The sequence below is a fragment of the Petrimonas mucosa genome (assembly GCF_900095795.1).
Classification (GTDB): Bacteria; Bacteroidota; Bacteroidia; order Bacteroidales; family Dysgonomonadaceae; genus Petrimonas; species Petrimonas mucosa.
Window position 1 is genome coordinate 1,612,591 of record NZ_LT608328.1, and the last position, 17,897, is coordinate 1,630,487.

Here is a 17,897-nt window from a genome sequence, read left to right on the forward strand (position 1 = left end):
TTCAACCGGAAGGGTGGAAATTCCTGTTAAATGGCTATCTTTGCGGAAAAATAATTATAATCAGTCATGATAAAACGTTTTACACTGGGAAGCCTCTTCCTGATAGGCTTCTCCATTGCGCTTTACGCATCTAAAGTAGATACAGTCTCGGTATTCAGCCCCTCGATGCAGAAAGGGATCAAGACAGTGGTGATTCTTCCCGACACCTATTCGCAGGAAACAAGATTTCCCGTCCTTTACCTGTTGCACGGTTACAGCGACAACTACAGCGGGTGGGTTACGAAAGTTCCTGCCGTAAAGGAGCTGGCCGATCAGCACGGCATGATCATCATCTGTCCCGACGGAGCGTTCGGAAGCTGGTATTTCGACAGTCCGGTCGACCCCTCCTTCAGGTTTGAAACTTTCGTTTCGAAAGAGTTGGTGGAGTGGGTAGACCGCAACTACATGACCATTGCAAAACGTGAAGGGCGTGCCATTACGGGATTGAGCATGGGCGGCCACGGTGGCCTTTTCCTGGGATTCCGCCATCAGGATATCTTCGGTGTCTGCGGCAGCATGAGCGGCGGAGTGGATATCCGTCCCTTCCCCAACAACTGGGATCTGGCAAAACGGTTGGGGTCGCAGCGGGAAAATCCCGAAAACTGGGAAAAATATACGGTGATGAACCAGCTCCATCTGCTTGCCCCAAATTCTACCCGGATCATTATCGACTGCGGTACCGATGACTTCTTCTACGATGTGAATCTCCGGTTACATCAGGAGTTGCTTTACCGGAATATTCCGCACGATTTTATCACCCGTCCCGGTGCACACAACTGGGACTATTGGAAGAATGCTGTCAAGTATCAGGCACTCTTCTTCAGCAACTACTTCGATGCGGTCAAGGCTTCACCTGCTCCATCCGGGAGTAGGCATCGTGAAAGAAGATAAGCGTGGCATTACGGACTTTAGCCTCGTCCAGAAAACGTTTTTTCTCCTCCATCGCCAGTGCGGCATTGTTGTCGTATGCCGACAGCCAGCCGAGAGAGAGGTGTGCCGAAGTGGGCACCACATCGGCCGGAAAGATGATCTGTTCCCCGTCGTCATCAAGAAAGAGGACGATCTGTCCGGGCGTATGCCCGTAGTACAGTTTAAGGGTTGCGCTGTCGCCGAGCTGCCGGTCCGATTCAATCAACCGGAGCAGCCCCGCCTCGTATACCGGTTCGATATTTTCCGGAAAGAAGGAGGAGGCCTCATAGAGCATCGGGTTCCTGTAATTGTCCCACTGTGCCCGGCTCAACCAGTAGGTGGCGCGAGGAAAGGCCGGAACAATGTTGCCTGCTTCGTTAAAGACCGTACCGCCGCCGCAGTGATCGAAGTGGAGGTGGGTAAGCACCACGTCGGTCACCTCCTCCGGCGAATAACCGATCTTTCCGATTTCGCTCCGCAGCTCCTTCAGGTTGTGCGGACGGTAATACTTCAGTTTGGCCAGCTGTTTGTCGCCAGCACCACAGTCGACCAGGATACGGCGCTCGCCGGTTTCGATAAAGAGACAACGCATCGCCATCAGGCACATGTTATTGTTGTCGCATGGATACCGCTTCTGCCAGTATTTCTTCGGTATCGGACCAAACATCGCTCCTCCGTCGGCGAGGAAATAACCTGTCTCAATTATATGGAAGTTTGCCATTTTCGTAGTACTTTTGCACAAAAATAGAAAGAAAAGTTCAATGTAAGGGATTACCGGGTGATCCTTCCGCGTTGACATAGACAAACAATGGCTATTTATACAGGCTCGAACAGGCATCTTGGGGGGGCAGAGACCGTTGCACAGAGGCAGACCGTCTTCTATGGACTGGTTCAGAAGAACGTGTTGGTAACCGGAGCAAAAGGCCAGTTGGGACAGCAGTTGCTACAACTGGAGAGCCGGATAAACACTCCTTTCAGGTTTCTCTATACCGATACCGATGAGCTGGACATCACCGATGCCGGAGCAGTCCACCGTTTCGTCGCGGAAAACCATGTCGACTATATCATCAACTGTGCAGCCTATACAGCTGTGGATAAGGCCGAAACCGACGAGGCGGCCGCTTGTCTGGTCAACCTGACCGGAGCGGAGAACCTTGCCCGGACGGGAGCGAAGATTATCCAGATCTCTACCGATTATGTCTTCGACGGTAAGGCAAGCACTCCCTACAGGGAAGATGCCCCCGCCAACCCGCTGTCGGTCTACGGTCGGTCCAAACTGAAGGGTGAGGAGGCGATCAGGGCGTTGGCTGCAGAATGGATGATCATCCGTACTTCATGGCTCTACTCCGAATATGGACACAACTTTGTGAAGACGATGCTCCGCCTGATGAGCGAACGTGATGAGTTGGAGATTGTGGCAGACCAGTTTGGGTCGCCCACCTATGCTGCCGATCTGGCAGAGATGATCCTGGTCATCCTGGAGTGTGAGGAGTGGAAATCGGGTATTTACCACTTCGCCAATCGGGGAGAAACCTCCTGGTTCCAGTTTGCCGGAAAGATAAGGGACCTTGCCGGGATTACCGGCTGCCGGCTCAATCCTGTTACCACAAGCGAATACAGGACGGTTGCCACCCGACCCGCATATAGCGTATTGGATACGTCGAAAATTCAATCAGCTTTCCATGTAGTTATTCCTTCTTGGGAGAACGGACTGGAGAGATGTATCGGAAAACTCAAAAGCAGATGACATTACAACAAGAGATTCAACGCCGGCGCACGTTCGCCATCATCAGTCACCCCGATGCGGGAAAAACCACATTAACAGAGAAACTGTTGCTTTTTGGCGGCGCCATTCATGTGGCGGGAGCCGTCAAGTCGAACAAGATAAAGAAGACCGCTACCTCCGACTGGATGGAGATCGAGCGGCAACGCGGAATTTCGGTCGCCACCTCAGTGATGGGTTTCGATTACGGGAACTACAAGATCAATATCCTCGATACGCCCGGCCACCAGGATTTTGCAGAGGATACCTACCGGACGCTGACTGCCGTGGATAGCGTTATTGTGGTGGTGGATATCGCCAAGGGAGTGGAGGCGCAGACCCGTAAACTGATGGAGGTGTGCCGGATGCGGCATACACCGGTAATGATCTTTGTGAACAAGCTCGACCGTGAGGGGAAAGATCCGTTTGAAATCCTGGATGAGCTGGAAGAGGAGCTGAAGGTAGCCGTCAGGCCGCTGAGCTGGCCCATCGATATGGGTGAGCGATTCAAGGGGGTCTATAACCTCTACCGGAACAGTCTCGACCTCTACCAGCCGAGCAAGCAGAAGGTCACTGAGTCGGTACACCTCGATATCCAGTCGCCCGACCTGAAAAAACATATTGGAGAGAAGCTGGCCGAAAAGTTGCAGAGTGACGTTGAACTGATCTCCGAGGTCTATCCCGCCTTTGACTGCGCGGAGTATCTGGCTGGGAGGCTGGCACCCGTCTTTTTCGGTTCGGCGCTTAACAATTTCGGGATAAAGGAGCTCCTCGACTGCTTTGTGGAGATTGCGCCATCACCGCGGGCCATCCAGGCAGAAGAGCGTGAGGTGAATCCTTACGAGGAGAGCTTTTCGGGATTCGTCTTCAAGATACATGCCAACATGGATCCCAACCACCGCTCCTGTATCGCATTCGTGAAGGTCTGTTCGGGCAGGTTCGAGCGTAACGTCAATTACAAGCATGTCCGGTTTAACCGGATGATGAAGTTCTCGTCGCCCACGGCGTTCATGGCTCAAAAAAAGGAGCTTCTCGACGAAGCCTATGCGGGAGATATTGTGGGTTTGCCCGACAATGGAAACTTCAAGATCGGTGACACCCTTACCTCTGGAGAGGAGCTCCATTTCAAGGGATTACCCAGCTTCTCGCCCGAAATGTTCAAATATATCGAGAATGCCGACCCGATGAAGGCAAAACAGTTGCAGAGAGGGGTGGAACAGTTGATGGACGAAGGGGTGGCACAGCTCTTTGTCAACCAGTTCAACGGCCGCAAAATCATCGGAACCGTAGGGCAACTCCAGTTTGAGGTGATTCAATACCGTCTCCTGCACGAGTATGGTGCACAATGCCGCTGGGAGCCGGTCAACCTCTACAAGGCGTGCTGGATCGAGAGCGATGACCTGGCACAGCTTGAAGATTTCAAGAGGCGCAAGTACCAGTACATGGCAAAAGACAAGGAGGGCAGGGATGTCTTTTTGGCAGAATCCAACTACCTGCTGATGATGGCACAGCAGGATTTCAAGAACATCCGGTTCCATTTCAGTTCCGAGTTTTGAGGAGTAACTCCTTTGCGGATCAAGTGGTTATCCCCATGCTCCTCATCAGGTATGAGGCGTTCATGGTGCGGGCGATCCCATGCTGAAGCTTGTAGTCGAAAGAGAGTTGATCCTCCTCGATCCTTGCATCGAAATGGAAGTTGCCAATCTCCTGCGGGAACTCCTTCTCCAGCTCTCCCAGACTCAAATCGTGCGTGGCGATGATGCCGTTTCCGCCCAAGTGTACCAGCCGTTTCATCAGTTGGTAGGAGCCCCACTGCTTATCCACCGAGTTCGTTCCCTTCAGTATCTCGTCCAGTATGATGAAGAGGTCGTGCTCATTCGACTCCAGCCGTTCGATAATCATCTTCAGCCGCTTCAGTTCGGCAAAGAAGTAGGATTCGTTGTTCACCAGCGAGTCGGCCGTACGCAAGTTGGTCAGCAACTCCCCCGGACGGTAGCTCATCGATTCGGCACAGACCGGCAAGCCGCTTCCCGCCAGCAGATAATTGACACCTACCGTTCGCAGGTAGGTGCTCTTCCCGGCCATATTGGCTCCGGTAACAATCATGAAATAGGGTTTCCGGAGAAGAGCGATATCGTTTTTTACACACTTGTTTCGCGGGATAAGCGGATGGCCCAGTTTCTCCGCCCGGAAGGGCTCCGACTCTTCGCAGACGGGAAAAACATAATCGGGGTTGTTTGAGGTGAAGGTGCCCATGGAAACCAATGCATCAAACTGTGCCAGGGTGGAGAACCATTTTCCGATCTCCGTAGCATTGCGCTGCATCCACTGCTCAATTTTCAGCGCGTAGAGAACATTCCACAGGAGGAGCGGGTTGAGGATCAGGAAGATCGGCACGGCAAAAGCCAGGTCAAGATTGCGGCAATAGCGAGCCAGTTGCCGGATGGAGGTTGAAGCCATCTTTTTGTCGTTCTGCAGCGATTGCTGAAGAGTCTGCAGCAGTTCGCTGTCGAAGGAGGTCGACTCAACCAGCTTCAGCAGGCCGGCATACGACTCCAGCTGTTTCGCCCTTTTATCGAACAGCAGGCCGATCCGCTTCACACTCTTCGTGGGAATCACCGAAATCGACAATGTGATGAAATAGAGGAGGGTGATTGCCTGTCCCCCCGTTGCTCCGGCCAATACCAGTGCGATGGTCAGCAGGTAGAGGAGGGGGACAATATGGGTAATGGCTCTCCAGAGCGACGGCCGGCGAAACAGTTGTTGTTCCCTACCAGGCCAGTTTGCCGGCCGGCTCTCTAACTGCTGGCCCTCTGACAACATCCCGATAGTCCTGAAGTCGAGACAGAAATCCTCCTTTTCCGACAGTTCCCTTACCGCACCCTGCCGTTTGCGGATCTCTCCTCCCTCCCTCAGCGGCATTTTCAACATGGAGGCGAGCTCACCCTTTCCCATCTCCAGGGAGGTCCGGTTAAGCATCTGGAACAGCGATCCCTCCCCAAAAATATCGAGGTCGAAACTGAATGGATGCGACGGATCCACATGCTCCGCCGCACCATCGAAGGGGGTAAAGTCGTGTTCGAAAGCACGTAGTTCGTTCTTGGCTATTTTTGCCAGTACCTCCGATCGGGCCATTCTTTGCTGAAGCTCCCCATGTCTTTTCAACAAGGCGAGGAAGCCGATCGTGGTGGCGGCGGCAACAACAAGCACCGGCACGGTGGCCGGGTAGAGGAAGTAGCAAAACAGCGATCCGGTCAGAAAGAGCAGGAGACGGAAGAGGCTGTTTGCATTGAGCTGATTTTTATATTTTATGGCGGCGTTACCCTGCTCTCCTGCAAGCTGACGGTATCGGGCGATTCGTTCTGCGAGGGACATCAGTTGGCTGTTTGTTCAGTTGAGTTGGCCAAATGGACGGTCATCTGACGGTATGGGATTACCAGCCCGCGCGCATTCACCTCCTTGTATATCTCCTCGTTCAGGTCGTAGGTAACGTTCCAGTAATCGGACGATTCGACCCAGACCCTCAATGTGAAATCGATGGCATCGTCGTTCATTTTCGTCATCCGGGCAAATGGTGCTGGATTTTTCAGCACCTTCGGATGTCTATCGGCAATTTCCAGTAACATCTTTTTTACCACCTCCGCATCGGTTCCATATTCAATGCTGGTGGTAACTTCTACGCGGCGGGTGGTCTGCGTGCTGTAATTGAGGATATTTCCGGTCGACAACGGACCATTGGGAATATAGATGGTTTTGTTGTCAGCGGTGGTCAGCGTGGTATAGAGGATACCGACACTTTGTACCGTTCCGGCCAAGTTCTGCGCTTCGATGTAGTCTCCGCCCTTGAACGGTTTGTTGAAAAGGAGCATCACTCCTCCTGCAAAGTTCGCCAGATTATCCTTGACAGCCAGACCTACCGCCAGACCTACCGAAGCGATCAACGCGGCCAGCGACACGGTCTGCGAACCGACGATGTTGATGATCAGGATGATGAGCAGGGTGAAGAGAAAGATTTCGATCAGGTTTTTCAGAAACCCTTTCAGGGCGATATCCATTTGTCGTCTCGACATGATCCGATCGGCAAACTTTCTGATCTTTCCGATAATCCATTTCCCCACGAAGAAGATCAGGAGCGCGATGGCCAGTTTCCCTAGGAATTCTATTCCCCAGGTGATCGACCGTTCGCCCAGCTCTTCAAATCGGCCATCCCTGATCATTTCGGCAACTTTTCCTCCGGTCTTTACCACCGTTGAATCGACAGAAATAAAAGTAGTCAGTAACATAGATTATTGCTTTTGATATGATGAGAGGCGCAAAGTTACAAAAATTGAGCTAATTTTGTCATTCATTTGATCAGGTAGTACAATGAAGTATCTTTTAATTTCTCTCTTGCTCCCGCTCTGCATTTTTTCGCTGTCGGCGCAGAACGGCACCTATAACGGGTGGATCGACAAGTCGGTAAAGTATATTGAAAACAACCGGCTCGACAGTGCTGCCATTGCCTTGCAGCAAGCCATGCGGCTGGATCCGGCCAACGAGAACAATGCCCTGCTGCTGCTGAACTTGGGTATTCTGCAACGTCAGCTCGGGCTGACCGACGATGCCTATATCTCGTTTACCGCATCACTTGGCAACAACCCCGATCCTGTACTGGTGCTCCATAACCGGGCTTCGCTCCTGTGCGACCTCGGCCGATTCGATGAGGCGATGGAGGATTATAACGCTATTATCGGGAAGGACCCCACAGATGTGGAGGCCTATTATCGCAGGGGACTGCTTTTCCTGGAAAAGAACGACCGTCAAAGTGCCGAGGCCGATTTCAGGCTTTGTGAAGACACCGATCCCGACAATCTCTTTACCAAGCTCAGCAAGGCATTGATCTTCAAGCTGGATGACAATTGGGAGGAGGCCGAGCAGATCTATACCGATATCATCAACACAAGTGCCACGCCCAACTCATCCTACTACCTCAACCGGGCCGAATGTTATGTGAATACCGACCGTTTTTCGAGAGCTGCAGCAGACCTTCACGCCATCGAGGGGGAGGAGAGGGAGAATCCCTACTTCTACATCCTGCGCGGTCGACTCAGGTTGGACCAGTTTGATAAATTTGCAGCACGGGCCGATTTCGAAAAGGCAAAGCAGCTGGGATATGATGCTGAACTGGCCGACAAGTGGATCGGGAAGACCCGGTAATCTCCGGATTGATTTTTATTTTATATTTGTAATTTGTAGTGATAAACAGCAAAATGAGTAATAACTAAAACCGAAACGATGAAAACAATTTGCATTTCCCTCTTGTCGGTTCTGCTCCTTGTCTCGTGCGGGGTGTCACGAGATATGGCAGGAGGTGTGAACGAACTGACCAGCAAAGAGAAAAAGGATGGATGGATACTCCTGTTTAACGGGAAAGATTTTACCGGTTGGCGTCAGTACAACGGCAACAGCGTGCCCGACAACTGGGTTGTAGAAGATGGCACCATGAAGGTGTTCTGTCATCCGGATGTAAAGGCTGGCCGGGGAGCGGGTGGCGACCTGATCTACTTTCCCCGGAAATTCCGGAATTTTGAATTGTCAATCGACTGGAAGGTTGAGAAAGGAGCCAATTCCGGTATCTTCTACAATGTCCTTGAAGAGAAGGATAAACCGATCTACAGCGCTGCTCCTGAAGTCCAGATCCTGGACAACGAACATGCGAGCGACAACAGGATCGACAGCCACCTGGCCGGATCTTTGTACGACATGTTGCCGGCCGATCCCAAGAGTGTCAACCCCTATGGCGAGTGGAACAGGATCGTCATCCGGGTGAACCGTGGAAAAGTTACCCACGTTCAAAACGGGGTGAAGGTGGTGGAGTATCGCCTTTGGACGAAAGAGTGGAACGAGATGGTCAAGAACAGCAAGTTCAAGGATTTCCCCGGCTTCCGGAAAGGGATCCCGAAAAGTGGACATATCGGTCTGCAAGATCACGGTTATACCATCTGGTTCCGCAACGTAAAGCTCAAGCCACTCTAACATTTCCTTGACCGGCGGCATGTTCAACGATCCCGGTCGGGAATAGCTGTCTTATACGGCAAAGTATTGCTCCAGCTCCTTCAAGGTATCTGGAGTGGTGTGGGTATCTCTTACCACAACTCCTTTCTCCAATACGACGATGCGGTCGCAAACCTCCGTCACATGGTTGAGGTCGTGGCTCGAGATGAGCATGGTCATCTTCCGGCTGCCTTTCAACTCATTGAGCATCCGTTTCAGCCGGATCTGCGATGATGGGTCGAGCGCGGTGAAAGGTTCATCGAGAATCAGTATCTGGGGATCGCTCAGGAGGGCGGCAGCGATGCCGGTCTTCTTCTGGTTCCCTTTCGACAGATCGCGGATCAGTTTCTTCGATCCCAGGATCTCACCGTTGAAGAACTCCTTCATCGACTCCAGGAAGGCTGCAACATCCCCTTCTGATTTTCCATACACCTTTCCTGTAAACGCAAAATACTCGTCCGGGGTGAGGAAATCGATCAGGAAGCTCTCGTCGAGAAACGATCCGACTTTCGATTTCCAGCTGTCGCGACGGGCAACCTTTTCGCCGTCGATACAGACCTCACCCGAGCTTGCCTCAATCAGATCGAGTATCAACCTGAAAAAGGTTGTCTTGCCAGCTCCATTGTTGCCAACCAGGCCAAAACTTTCCCCCTCCGTAATGGTGATGGCGGGAATGTTGAGTACGGCTATTCCGCCGTATAGTTTAGTTAAATTTTCAGCTTGTATCATGATGCTTGACTCTATTCAATTTTTCTGAACCCCTCACAAAGGATGTACTTTCGATTTAAAAACTGTTTTTCGGTAATTTCGAGCAGCTGTTTCCGGAAAATGATGCCGGCCAGCCCTACTGTTGCCAGGATGAGGAGTGCGATGTGTTGAGCGGAGAAGAGCGAGAAGATGCCGACCAGACCCATCGGAACGGCCAGCAGGGGGATCACGACGATGAAATTCTTGTAGGTTACCCCCTGCATGTTCATGGCTGAGCCTTTTGACAGTTCCAACCGTTTGGAGTTGTAGGTGGCACCGAAGAGATAGACGTGGATGTTTACTCCCGCGTTGTAGAGGAAGGCGACAATATGGTTGATGGCGATCTCCTTTCCGAACAGGAAGTAGGGGGTGGTCAGTATAAATGAGCCGATGCAGAGCGACATCAGCAGGAGATAGTTTGCCCTGATGTATGACCGGGTGTCGATGTCTCGTGTCATCAGAAAATCGAAATAGGATCCCTCCCAGTTGATGATCCACTGTCCGAACAGGATCATGCCGATACCTGTCACGAAGATTGCGATGAAAATCAGCATGGCATCATTCTCCTTGTAGATCTCATTGGGATAGAACAACAATCCGTAAAACAGGAAAATCAGACTGCTATAGAGCACGTTCTTGGTGCGTTTGTGTCTCAATACCAGTTTCATTATCAGTGCGATCATCTCCCCGATCTTGCCGAATCGCTGCATGAAGGTGAAGTTTTGTCTCCCTGCCTGCTGTTTCCGGGTCACCTTCCTGTCGAACTCCTCGGGATAGTAGTTCCGGGCGAAGAAACCCTTGTTGATCAGAAATGCGGCTACAGCAAAAAGCAGGATGACCGTCCATCCTAGCGGCTGTCCGATGAGCAGGCCGAAAAACTGTTGCGACTGCCCGAAAACGGAGAAGATACCGAAATATTCCAGCACGCCCACGCCAGCCATCACCGCCAGAAAGAGGAGGATTCCTGCAATAGAAGAACCAAACCGCCGTTTCAGGTAGGAGGCGAGCAGCGTATCGAACCATACCAGGAAGATGATGATCAGGATGAACCGGAAGGCGCCTGACGGGCCGTAGACCGGACCGATTCCACTGATGGAGAAGGGTATGGCGAAGCAGAGTGAAAGGTAGTTTGCCGGATTAAACAGCGGTCTGATCAGCAGGTAGTTTACCAGATAGCTTCTCTTTACCGGCAACACCTGGTAGCTTTGCAGGTTGATGGTGCTCAACGGCTGAAACAGGAATCGCATCAGCAGTACCAGGATGACCATGTAGATCAGCAGGCCGTTGAAAGTTTCGGATGGATCTACCCCCGGCACTACCTCTTCCAGGATTCTTGGTAAGATAAAACCCAGGAAGACGAAGAATACCAGGAAATAGAGCATGGTAATTCCGACAAAGATATTTACTATCAGGTTTTTGTAGTATCCGGGAGCGCGTACGCTCTTCAGCCAGTAGTGCTTGAGGAGTTGTGTGTACATATCAGTTATGGCATTGCTATTACTTTCCAAAGAATGCGCCGAGGATACTCCGGGTGATGGTTCTGCCCAGCTGTGAACTGATCTGCCGGGTGGCACTCTTGCCCACCTGCTCCAGCAGGTCGCCCACGATGCCCCGTTCCTCCTTTTTCCTGCGAATCTCGGCCCTTTTCTGCCGTTCGGCCTCGGTCTGCAGGCGACGCTCCTCTTTCTCCTTTTTGATACGCTCCTTTTCGGCTTCTGCCCGTTCACGCTCTTCGGCAAGCAACTCCTGCTTTTTTGAAAGTATCTCGAAAGCGGATTCCCGGTCGACCAGTTTTTCATACACCCCATAAATGAGCGACTGCCTCATGATCTGGTCTCTCTCGCCCGCCGTGATCGGTCCGATCTGTCCTTGCGGCGGCAGGATGTTGGCGCGTTGTACCATTTGTGGTGCCCCTTTCTCGTCGAGGAACGACACCAGTGCCTCGCCGGTATTCAGCTCGGTGATGGCCTGTTCGGTATTGAACTTCGGGTTGGGGCGGAAACTGTTGGCCGCCACCTTGACCGCCTTCTGGTCGTTAGGTGTATAGGCCCGGAGTGCATGCTGCACTCGGTTGCCGAGCTGTCCGAGGATGACTGGCGGTATATCGGCCGGATTTTGTGTGCAGAAGTAGATACCCACCCCTTTGGAGCGGATCAGGCGGACAATCTGTTCCACCTTTTCGAGCAGCGGCTTGGGCATATCGTTGAAGAGCATATGTGCCTCATCGAAGAAGAAGACCAGTTTAGGCTTATCCATGTCGCCCACTTCTGGCAGGTTGCTGAACAGGTCGTCAAGCAACCAGAGCAGGAAGGTGGTATAGACCCTGGGAGAGTTCATCAGCTTGTCGGCCGCCAGGATATTGATTACCCCTCTCCCCTGTTCCGTCTGCAGAAAATCGGTGATCACCAGTTCCGGTTCGCCGAAGAACCTGTCGGCCCCCTCATGTTCCAGGCGCAGCAGTGCGCGTTGGATGGCTCCTATGGTTGCGGGCGAGATGTTGCCATATTCGGTGGTGAAGGCTGCTCGGTTGTCGCCCACGTACTGGACCATCTTCTGCAGGTCTTTCAGGTCGAGGAGCAGCAGGTTGTTGTCGTCGGCTATCTTGAAGATCATGGTCAACACGGCCCCTTGCGTCTCGTTCAGCTGCAGCAGCCGTTCAAGCAGCATCGGTCCCATCTCGGTAACGGTGGTCCGTATCGGATGTCCCTGTTCGCCGAAAATGTCCCAGAAACGGACCGGGAACTCCTTGAACTGGAACCCTTTCTCTCCTAATCGGTACCCTTCCACGCGGCTGACAACGCTCTCCTTGTTGCCACCCGTTTTTGCCACGCCCGAAAGGTCGCCTTTCATGTCGGCTGCAAAGACAGCTACTCCCATTTCGCTGAATGTCTCCGAGAGGGTTTGCAGGGTAACTGTTTTTCCGGTTCCGGTGGCTCCGGTGATCAATCCGTGGCGGTTAGCCATCTTGGGTATAAGACACACTTCGGTCTCATCATTGATCGCAATAAAAGCCCGTTTGCTGTTGTCAAACATAGGTCTGTAATGTTTTAGTCGGTAAGATGGACAAAGTTAATGAAATATTTAAAACTGACGCAACAGCCATGGAAAGAATGTGTCTGGCGTCATGTTGTCCGTTTGAATACCATGGTGGAGCAGACGATTTCCGATCTCATTTTGTCATATTCCAGCTGCTGTTTCCTGATATAACCGGCAAACAGATTCTGCTTTTCCGGATACCGGCCGATCAGTTCCAGGCACCGTCTCTCGAGGGTAAAATACTCTTCGTCATACTTTTTCATCGCACTTTCGCCACCGAAAACCACCTCGTCGACCAGCACCATTCCGGCGCGGGATGCCTGCGAGCGATAGTTGTCGCTATCATCGGTATACCCATCGTCGATCACAATCATGCCTTCGGTTGCCAGGCACTCCTGCAATGCTGTCAATGTCTCAAGAGAGTTGCCCAGGAGATCCCCCACCGCACCGAGAATGATGATGTCATGACCGCCACACTCCCTGATCCTTTCACGGATGTCGCCTACCTCAAACCTGCAGAGATGGCCAACGCCGCATTGCTCCGCCTTCTGGATGGCATCCTCAACAAACTGGGGAATGGCATCGATCCCGTAACAGGCATGACCCAGTTCGGCGGCAATCCTGACCGAGACCGCCCCCTTGCCACAACCGAGGTCGAGTACCCGGAGCCTCTCCCTGTTGTTGCCATGTTTCCGGATCAGTGCGACGATGGTCCCGGGATCCGCCCCGATCTCCCAGAAATCCTGCAGGATATAGGGCAGAAATGGCAGCAGTTCCATATCGGAAACATCCATCGCAGCCGCTATTGTCTCTTCCAGCGTTCTCATAGGCATCAACCCTTTTTCATAGCCTGCCGCCGCATCTCCTCCGCCATTTTTCAATGGCATCGTACAATGCCGTGCGGGGCATCACCGCCCTCTTCTCCATCACATTGTAGAGGGCCTCCTGCCGGCGTGCCGGTTTTCCACTTTCTGTCCCGATAGACAGCCTGTCATGGTCAGGCAGATGAAGATCAGTCCGGATAAATAGATTGGTCTCATGCTTTATCGTTATATCCCATTAGAATTTGAATCCCAGATAGACCAAGATAAACAGGAAATCGCCCAGCTGTTTGCGGAAAGTCTGAAGGGCCAGCTCCAGGTGTTTTTCGACTGTCCGTATCGATATGCCCAACTGCTGTGCAATCTCCTTGTTGGGAATTGATTTCAGGCGGCTCATGCAATAGATGTCCCGTCTGCGCGGTGGCATGCAGTCGATAACCTGCTGCACGGTCTCTCTCAATTCATGGTAATCCAGCTCCTGGATTTTATGCTTGTCTGCCATGTCAAACTGCCGGATCTCTTCGGTCAAAATGACCTGTGAATGGTATTTCAGCCTGAAGTGGTTCAGAATCTCCCTTTTGGTAAGTACATAGATGTAGTTCCTGATCGATTGGTTTTCATTGAGCCTCTCCCTCTTCATCCATATCTTCATGAAGACATTCTGAAGTATGTCTTCGGCGGCCTGCTCATCCTTCAGCATCCCTTTCGCAAATTGGAAGTAAAGGGAGTAGTAGCGATGAAAGATAATTTCATAGCTGCCCATCTCACCTCGCTTCAATTGGCGGATCAATATCTGTTCTTCGGTCGGCCCCGAAGAGTCTCCTCTATACTCCTCCATAAATTCAATTCAAACTCTCTTCGATCATTCACCCGCTCTTCAAAGATTAGGTGCATAGCCGGGCTATTCCCATTTCACAAGCTCTTTTTTCGGATCTCTTACATATCATTGAATGCAGATGCGATAGCTGGGGAAAATTGGCCTGATTCAATGAACGGAATAACCGGAGAGGTGATAAAGTTATAGAATTATCGTGAATAATTACAATAGCCCCTCCATTTTTATCATTTCACAACCATTTTTTCATTAATAAAAATCAAAATCGATTACGTATTCTTAACGGGTGCGGTGTTCTCTATATATAGCGACGAAGTTTTTTACTTGGAGTGCCAATTGTTAATTAATACTATAAAAATATGCGTAACGTTTTGCTAACACTATTATTCATTTCCTTATCAATCAGTTGTACGGAAATTTATGATGATTCACAGGCCTGGAAGGATATTGACAATATCTACAAGGAGCTGGATCAGTTGAAGGAGAAGCTGGATGGGCTGCAGGTGCAGGTCAATGCTTTGAGCCAGATTATCAACGGCGGAGCCATCACCTCCATTACAGAACTCGAGGGTGGGGGCTACAGGGTCTACTACAAGGGATTAGACAATGTGGAACAAAGTTTTGTCATTGCAACCCAGGATCAGATGACAACACTGCCCATCATCAGCATCGAGAAGGTAGACAATATCTTTTACTGGACCACCATGGCCGGGGGTAAGACCGAATTCCTCCTGGATGAGAACAACAACAGGATTCCCATCACAGGAAAAATTCCGCAAATCAGGGTGGATGCCGAGGGCTATTGGGTGATCAACGGGAATCGGATCCTCGACAGCAACCAGAAACCGGTAAAGGCAGGAGGAGGAACCAGCACCTCGCTGATCAACGACGTGGTGGTGAACAGCGACGGTACCGCATCCATCACGCTGAGCAACGGTGAAATGGTGAAAGTGAGCGCATTCAACCTCTTCAATGTCCAGTTCAGTCTGAATGGAATTCCCGTTGCCGGCTCCGTTGAGGTGGAGGAGGGGACAACTTCCATGAAACTGGGGTATCAGATTGTTGGAACGAAGGCCGACCAGGCCATCCTGATCGTAACCAGGAGCAACGGTTTGACCGCCTCGCTGAACTCAAATGAGAAGGAGTTGCAGATCAGCTTCCCGGATGATTTTGAAGTGGGGAGCGTCATGCTGCTGCTCTACGACACGGAATCGAATCTCCTTGTCAAGCCGTTGCGCTTCATCGTTCCCATAGCCGGTGAGGGAGGCATATCCAGCGCCGCCGATTTCATGGAGTTCATAAATGCGGTCAACACCGGTGGCAGTCTCCGGAAATTCAGGAACAGCAGCGGCGACGTGGTGTTGCTTCAGGATATCGACATGAGCGGATATCCCCTCACAAGCGGCATTGGGGATCCAGTTACGGTGAATACCACCAGCGCCAACTCCAATGTGGTATATACGATGGGTGCCAACACCTTCAATGGTCTCTTTGACGGACAGGGCCACCGCATCTACAACCTGGTCTGCAGCTACGACGTGGCCGATGGCAACAAGGCCCATGGCCTGTTCAATGCGTTGGGCGCCGCAGGTGTCGTTAAAAATCTGACGGTTGCCGGCAAGGTTACGGTAACGGGTGTTGCTCCTCAAGGGGCTGCCGTTGGCGGACTGGTTGGCTATAGCGAAGGTACGCTCCTGGCCTGTACCAACCGGTTGGATATTGCCTTTGAGGGTAGTGATGCCAACAATATCACGGTGCGGATTGGCGGACTGGTTGGTGTGCTCAACATGGGCAGCATTGGCGACGGTACGCCGGCCAATGGCTGTGTCAACGAGGGTAATCTTACCTGTGGAACCATTGCCAATGAGGGGTCGGGAGCCAACGGTGCCTTCCATCAGGCGGGTATTGTCGCCTTCATGCAGGGGGAGGGTGCCCTGGTCTCCCACGCTATCAACCGGGGCGACTTGAGTGCCCCGTCGGGTCGTAGCGGCGGCATTGCCGGTACCATGAACCATGGAAAGATTGAGTACTGTGTGAATGATGGAACCATCCAGGATGACGTCAACAACATTTTCGCCTCGCACCCGTCGCGCTACAACATCAAACGTATGGGTGGAATCGTGGGAGGATCCAACTCAAATACCTATGTCAACCATTGTACCAACAACGGTAGTCTCTTCTCCCAGAACGGTTGCAGGACCGGCGGATTTGTTGGTCACAATGGCGGATATGTGCAATCCTGCACCAACAACGGCATCATCCTCTCTGACTATATCGAAGTGGGTTCGGCCAGGCATGGTGCCGGATGGGCATGCGGCTACAGCGGCTCCTCTGACGAGTTTGTGACCGATTGCCACATTGGTGGCAAGGTAGGGGATTACAGCCTCTATAAAGACAATATCGAAGCTACACCCAGTGCATTATATTCCAATGCGGTATGTCATGGGGCATTCTCTCCCGAGAAGAACAACTTCTCCAATCAGGATGAGGCTTTTTATGACTGGAAAGTGGTGGAAGAGACCGAACTGGCCACGGGAGTTGTTCTGAAGCACTTCTCCTTCACCAACTTCAGCCAGAACATCTATGCGCTCGAAATTGACCTGACCAATCCCAAGGTGACTTTCGAGACGGTGATGGCCGATGAGATCTGCCCCAATCCCAATGCCAACAACAACTCAAACAACGGGAAGAACCTGAGGGAGACCCTCTCGGAAACAGCAGAGAGAAGGCGGAGCGAGGGCAGGAATATTGTGGCTGGCATCAATACCGGCTTCTTCAACTCGCATGACGGATTTCCCCGCGGAATGCATATCGAGGAGGGAGAACCGGTTTTTGTAAACAACCCTGACGTGCGTGAGTCGCTGGTGAACCACCGCCCTGGATTCACCTTCTTCGAAGACCGCACCATCAGTTTCGAGTACAGATACTTCAGGGGAAACCTGAAAGTGGATGGTGTGGAGTATGAATACTACTCCATCAACGACACCATCGTTCGGCTCAACGGCAGCCACTCCTACGATGCCAACCTCTATACCCACCGGTTTGTCAGGGAGCCGCACCCGGGAATCAACAACCCGGTAGGGGAAAAGGCCCTCTTCATTGTAGGGCACAACAGTTCCCCGTTGAAGATGAACCATGGATATATGGAAGCCACCATCACACAGATCATTGATGGCCGGACAGCTTCGGTTGAAGTCCCCTATGTCACCGGCAAGGATGAATGGGTCCTGCAGGTTACTGGTGCCAAGGCCGAGGAGCTGGCCGGCAAGCTACATGCGGGTAAGAGTGTGGAGATTATGGCTGAACTGAGGATAGGCAACTCTACCGACAGGATCAAGGTTCACAACTCCAGCATGTACCGCTATCTATACAACGGAGTATATGCCGCCCCGAGTGCCAGCGTTGCAGAGGTGATAGACCCTACAACCAATCTGGGGGTCAACCAGGAGAGGACCAGGATGGTCATCTTCTGCGTGGATGGCAGGAGCAGCAAAGACCGGGGACTCAATTTTTACGAAGCCTACCGTGTTGCCAAGAAGTTGGGGCTGCATGATGTGATCCGCTTCGACGGGGGTGGTTCAACCACTATGTGGGCCTACTCCGGCGGAACAGGCAAGGTGGTCAACACCGTGTCTGACAGCAAGGGAGAGAGGAGTTGCATGAACTACCTGCATGTGAGAGTACTTGAATAATCAATCAACGATAAATGTATATA

Annotated in this window: 14 protein-coding genes; 6 read left to right on the forward strand and 8 right to left on the reverse strand. The window is 51.9% G+C overall.

Annotation, left to right across the window (positions count from 1 at the left end; genetic code table 11):
• Positions 1-66 precede the first annotated feature (66 nt).
• Positions 67-930 (forward strand): alpha/beta hydrolase, encoded by an 864-nt coding sequence (locus ING2E5A_RS06445; protein WP_071136709.1) that lies wholly within the window; start codon positions 67-69, stop codon positions 928-930.
• Here the strand turns inward: ING2E5A_RS06445 and ING2E5A_RS06450 are convergent.
• Positions 881-1,669, reverse strand: a complete 789-nt coding sequence (locus ING2E5A_RS06450) for an MBL fold metallo-hydrolase (RefSeq protein WP_071136710.1) — start codon at positions 1,667-1,669, stop codon at positions 881-883. The two genes, ING2E5A_RS06445 and ING2E5A_RS06450, sit on opposite strands and share 50 nt — an antisense overlap.
• Before the next feature lie 87 nt (positions 1,670-1,756).
• Here ING2E5A_RS06450 and rfbD point away from each other — a divergent pair, with 87 nt between their 5' ends.
• Together rfbD and ING2E5A_RS06460 are read left to right on the forward strand one after the other, a co-directional pair.
• Entirely contained in the window at positions 1,757-2,695 is a 939-nt protein-coding gene (gene rfbD, locus ING2E5A_RS06455; protein WP_083373225.1) for a dTDP-4-dehydrorhamnose reductase, read from the forward strand.
• Entirely contained in the window at positions 2,692-4,266 is a 1,575-nt protein-coding gene (locus tag ING2E5A_RS06460) for a peptide chain release factor 3 (protein WP_071138233.1), read from the forward strand. The genes rfbD and ING2E5A_RS06460 overlap by 4 nt, the downstream gene beginning before the upstream one ends.
• A 19-nt stretch (positions 4,267-4,285) precedes the next feature.
• On the opposite strand, the gene ING2E5A_RS06465 is transcribed toward ING2E5A_RS06460, so the two are convergent.
• Positions 4,286-6,085 carry a MutS-related protein gene (locus ING2E5A_RS06465; RefSeq protein ID WP_071136711.1) on the reverse strand — a complete coding sequence of 600 codons (1,800 nt, stop codon included), beginning with the start codon at positions 6,083-6,085 and terminating at the stop codon, positions 4,286-4,288.
• Positions 6,085-6,993 carry a mechanosensitive ion channel family protein gene (locus ING2E5A_RS06470; protein ID WP_071136712.1) on the reverse strand — a complete coding sequence of 303 codons (909 nt, stop codon included), beginning with the start codon at positions 6,991-6,993 and terminating at the stop codon, positions 6,085-6,087. Before ING2E5A_RS06470 ends, ING2E5A_RS06465 begins: the two co-directional genes overlap by 1 nt.
• Before the next feature lie 82 nt (positions 6,994-7,075).
• Between ING2E5A_RS06470 and ING2E5A_RS06475 the strand changes: the two genes are divergently transcribed.
• Positions 7,076-7,906 (forward strand): tetratricopeptide repeat protein, encoded by an 831-nt coding sequence (locus ING2E5A_RS06475; RefSeq protein ID WP_071136713.1) that lies wholly within the window; start codon positions 7,076-7,078, stop codon positions 7,904-7,906.
• 78 nt (positions 7,907-7,984) lie between these two features.
• Complete coding sequence (locus tag ING2E5A_RS06480) at positions 7,985-8,725, forward strand: 3-keto-disaccharide hydrolase (protein ID WP_071136714.1); 741 nt, start codon at positions 7,985-7,987, stop codon at positions 8,723-8,725.
• Positions 8,726-8,776: 51 nt separating this feature from the next.
• On the opposite strand, the gene ING2E5A_RS06485 is transcribed toward ING2E5A_RS06480, so the two are convergent.
• The 5 genes from ING2E5A_RS06485 to ING2E5A_RS06505 form a co-directional block, all read right to left on the reverse strand.
• The gene (locus ING2E5A_RS06485; protein ID WP_071136715.1) at positions 8,777-9,472 is read right to left on the reverse strand and encodes an ABC transporter ATP-binding protein; all 696 of its coding nucleotides are present in this window, start codon (positions 9,470-9,472) and stop codon (positions 8,777-8,779) included.
• 11 nt (positions 9,473-9,483) lie between these two features.
• Positions 9,484-10,968, reverse strand: a complete 1,485-nt coding sequence (locus ING2E5A_RS06490) for a DUF5687 family protein (RefSeq protein WP_071136716.1) — start codon at positions 10,966-10,968, stop codon at positions 9,484-9,486.
• 19 nt (positions 10,969-10,987) lie between these two features.
• Positions 10,988-12,523 (reverse strand): helicase HerA-like domain-containing protein, encoded by a 1,536-nt coding sequence (locus ING2E5A_RS06495; protein WP_071136717.1) that lies wholly within the window; start codon positions 12,521-12,523, stop codon positions 10,988-10,990.
• Between the two features lie 89 nt (positions 12,524-12,612).
• On the reverse strand, positions 12,613-13,413 hold the full coding sequence (locus ING2E5A_RS06500) for a class I SAM-dependent methyltransferase (RefSeq protein ID WP_197678529.1): 801 nt from the start codon (positions 13,411-13,413) through the stop codon (positions 12,613-12,615).
• 172 nt (positions 13,414-13,585) lie between these two features.
• A complete protein-coding gene (locus tag ING2E5A_RS06505) occupies positions 13,586-14,185 on the reverse strand; it encodes an RNA polymerase sigma-70 factor (protein WP_071136718.1) in 600 nt (199 codons plus the stop codon).
• A 368-nt stretch (positions 14,186-14,553) separates the two neighbouring features.
• Here ING2E5A_RS06505 and ING2E5A_RS06510 point away from each other — a divergent pair, with 368 nt between their 5' ends.
• Entirely contained in the window at positions 14,554-17,874 is a 3,321-nt protein-coding gene (locus ING2E5A_RS06510) for a PL29 family lyase N-terminal domain-containing protein (protein ID WP_231960455.1), read from the forward strand.
• Positions 17,875-17,897 lie beyond the last annotated feature (23 nt).

What these genes read in the sequence shown, in the direction of transcription:
- ING2E5A_RS06445 (WP_071136709.1), top strand. Translation starts at nt 67, where the DNA reads ATGATAAAACGTTTTACACTGGGAAGCCTCTTCCTGATAGGCTTCTCC.
- ING2E5A_RS06450 (WP_071136710.1), bottom strand. Translation starts at nt 1,669, where the DNA reads ATGGCAAACTTCCATATAATTGAGACAGGTTATTTCCTCGCCGACGGA.
- rfbD (WP_083373225.1), top strand. Translation starts at nt 1,757, where the DNA reads ATGGCTATTTATACAGGCTCGAACAGGCATCTTGGGGGGGCAGAGACC.
- ING2E5A_RS06460 (WP_071138233.1), top strand. Translation starts at nt 2,692, where the DNA reads ATGACATTACAACAAGAGATTCAACGCCGGCGCACGTTCGCCATCATC.
- ING2E5A_RS06465 (WP_071136711.1), bottom strand. Translation starts at nt 6,085, where the DNA reads ATGTCCCTCGCAGAACGAATCGCCCGATACCGTCAGCTTGCAGGAGAG.
- ING2E5A_RS06470 (WP_071136712.1), bottom strand. Translation starts at nt 6,993, where the DNA reads ATGTTACTGACTACTTTTATTTCTGTCGATTCAACGGTGGTAAAGACC.
- ING2E5A_RS06475 (WP_071136713.1), top strand. Translation starts at nt 7,076, where the DNA reads ATGAAGTATCTTTTAATTTCTCTCTTGCTCCCGCTCTGCATTTTTTCG.
- ING2E5A_RS06480 (WP_071136714.1), top strand. Translation starts at nt 7,985, where the DNA reads ATGAAAACAATTTGCATTTCCCTCTTGTCGGTTCTGCTCCTTGTCTCG.
- ING2E5A_RS06485 (WP_071136715.1), bottom strand. Translation starts at nt 9,472, where the DNA reads ATGATACAAGCTGAAAATTTAACTAAACTATACGGCGGAATAGCCGTA.
- ING2E5A_RS06490 (WP_071136716.1), bottom strand. Translation starts at nt 10,968, where the DNA reads ATGTACACACAACTCCTCAAGCACTACTGGCTGAAGAGCGTACGCGCT.
- ING2E5A_RS06495 (WP_071136717.1), bottom strand. Translation starts at nt 12,523, where the DNA reads ATGTTTGACAACAGCAAACGGGCTTTTATTGCGATCAATGATGAGACC.
- ING2E5A_RS06500 (WP_197678529.1), bottom strand. Translation starts at nt 13,413, where the DNA reads ATGCCATTGAAAAATGGCGGAGGAGATGCGGCGGCAGGCTATGAAAAA.
- ING2E5A_RS06505 (WP_071136718.1), bottom strand. Translation starts at nt 14,185, where the DNA reads ATGGAGGAGTATAGAGGAGACTCTTCGGGGCCGACCGAAGAACAGATA.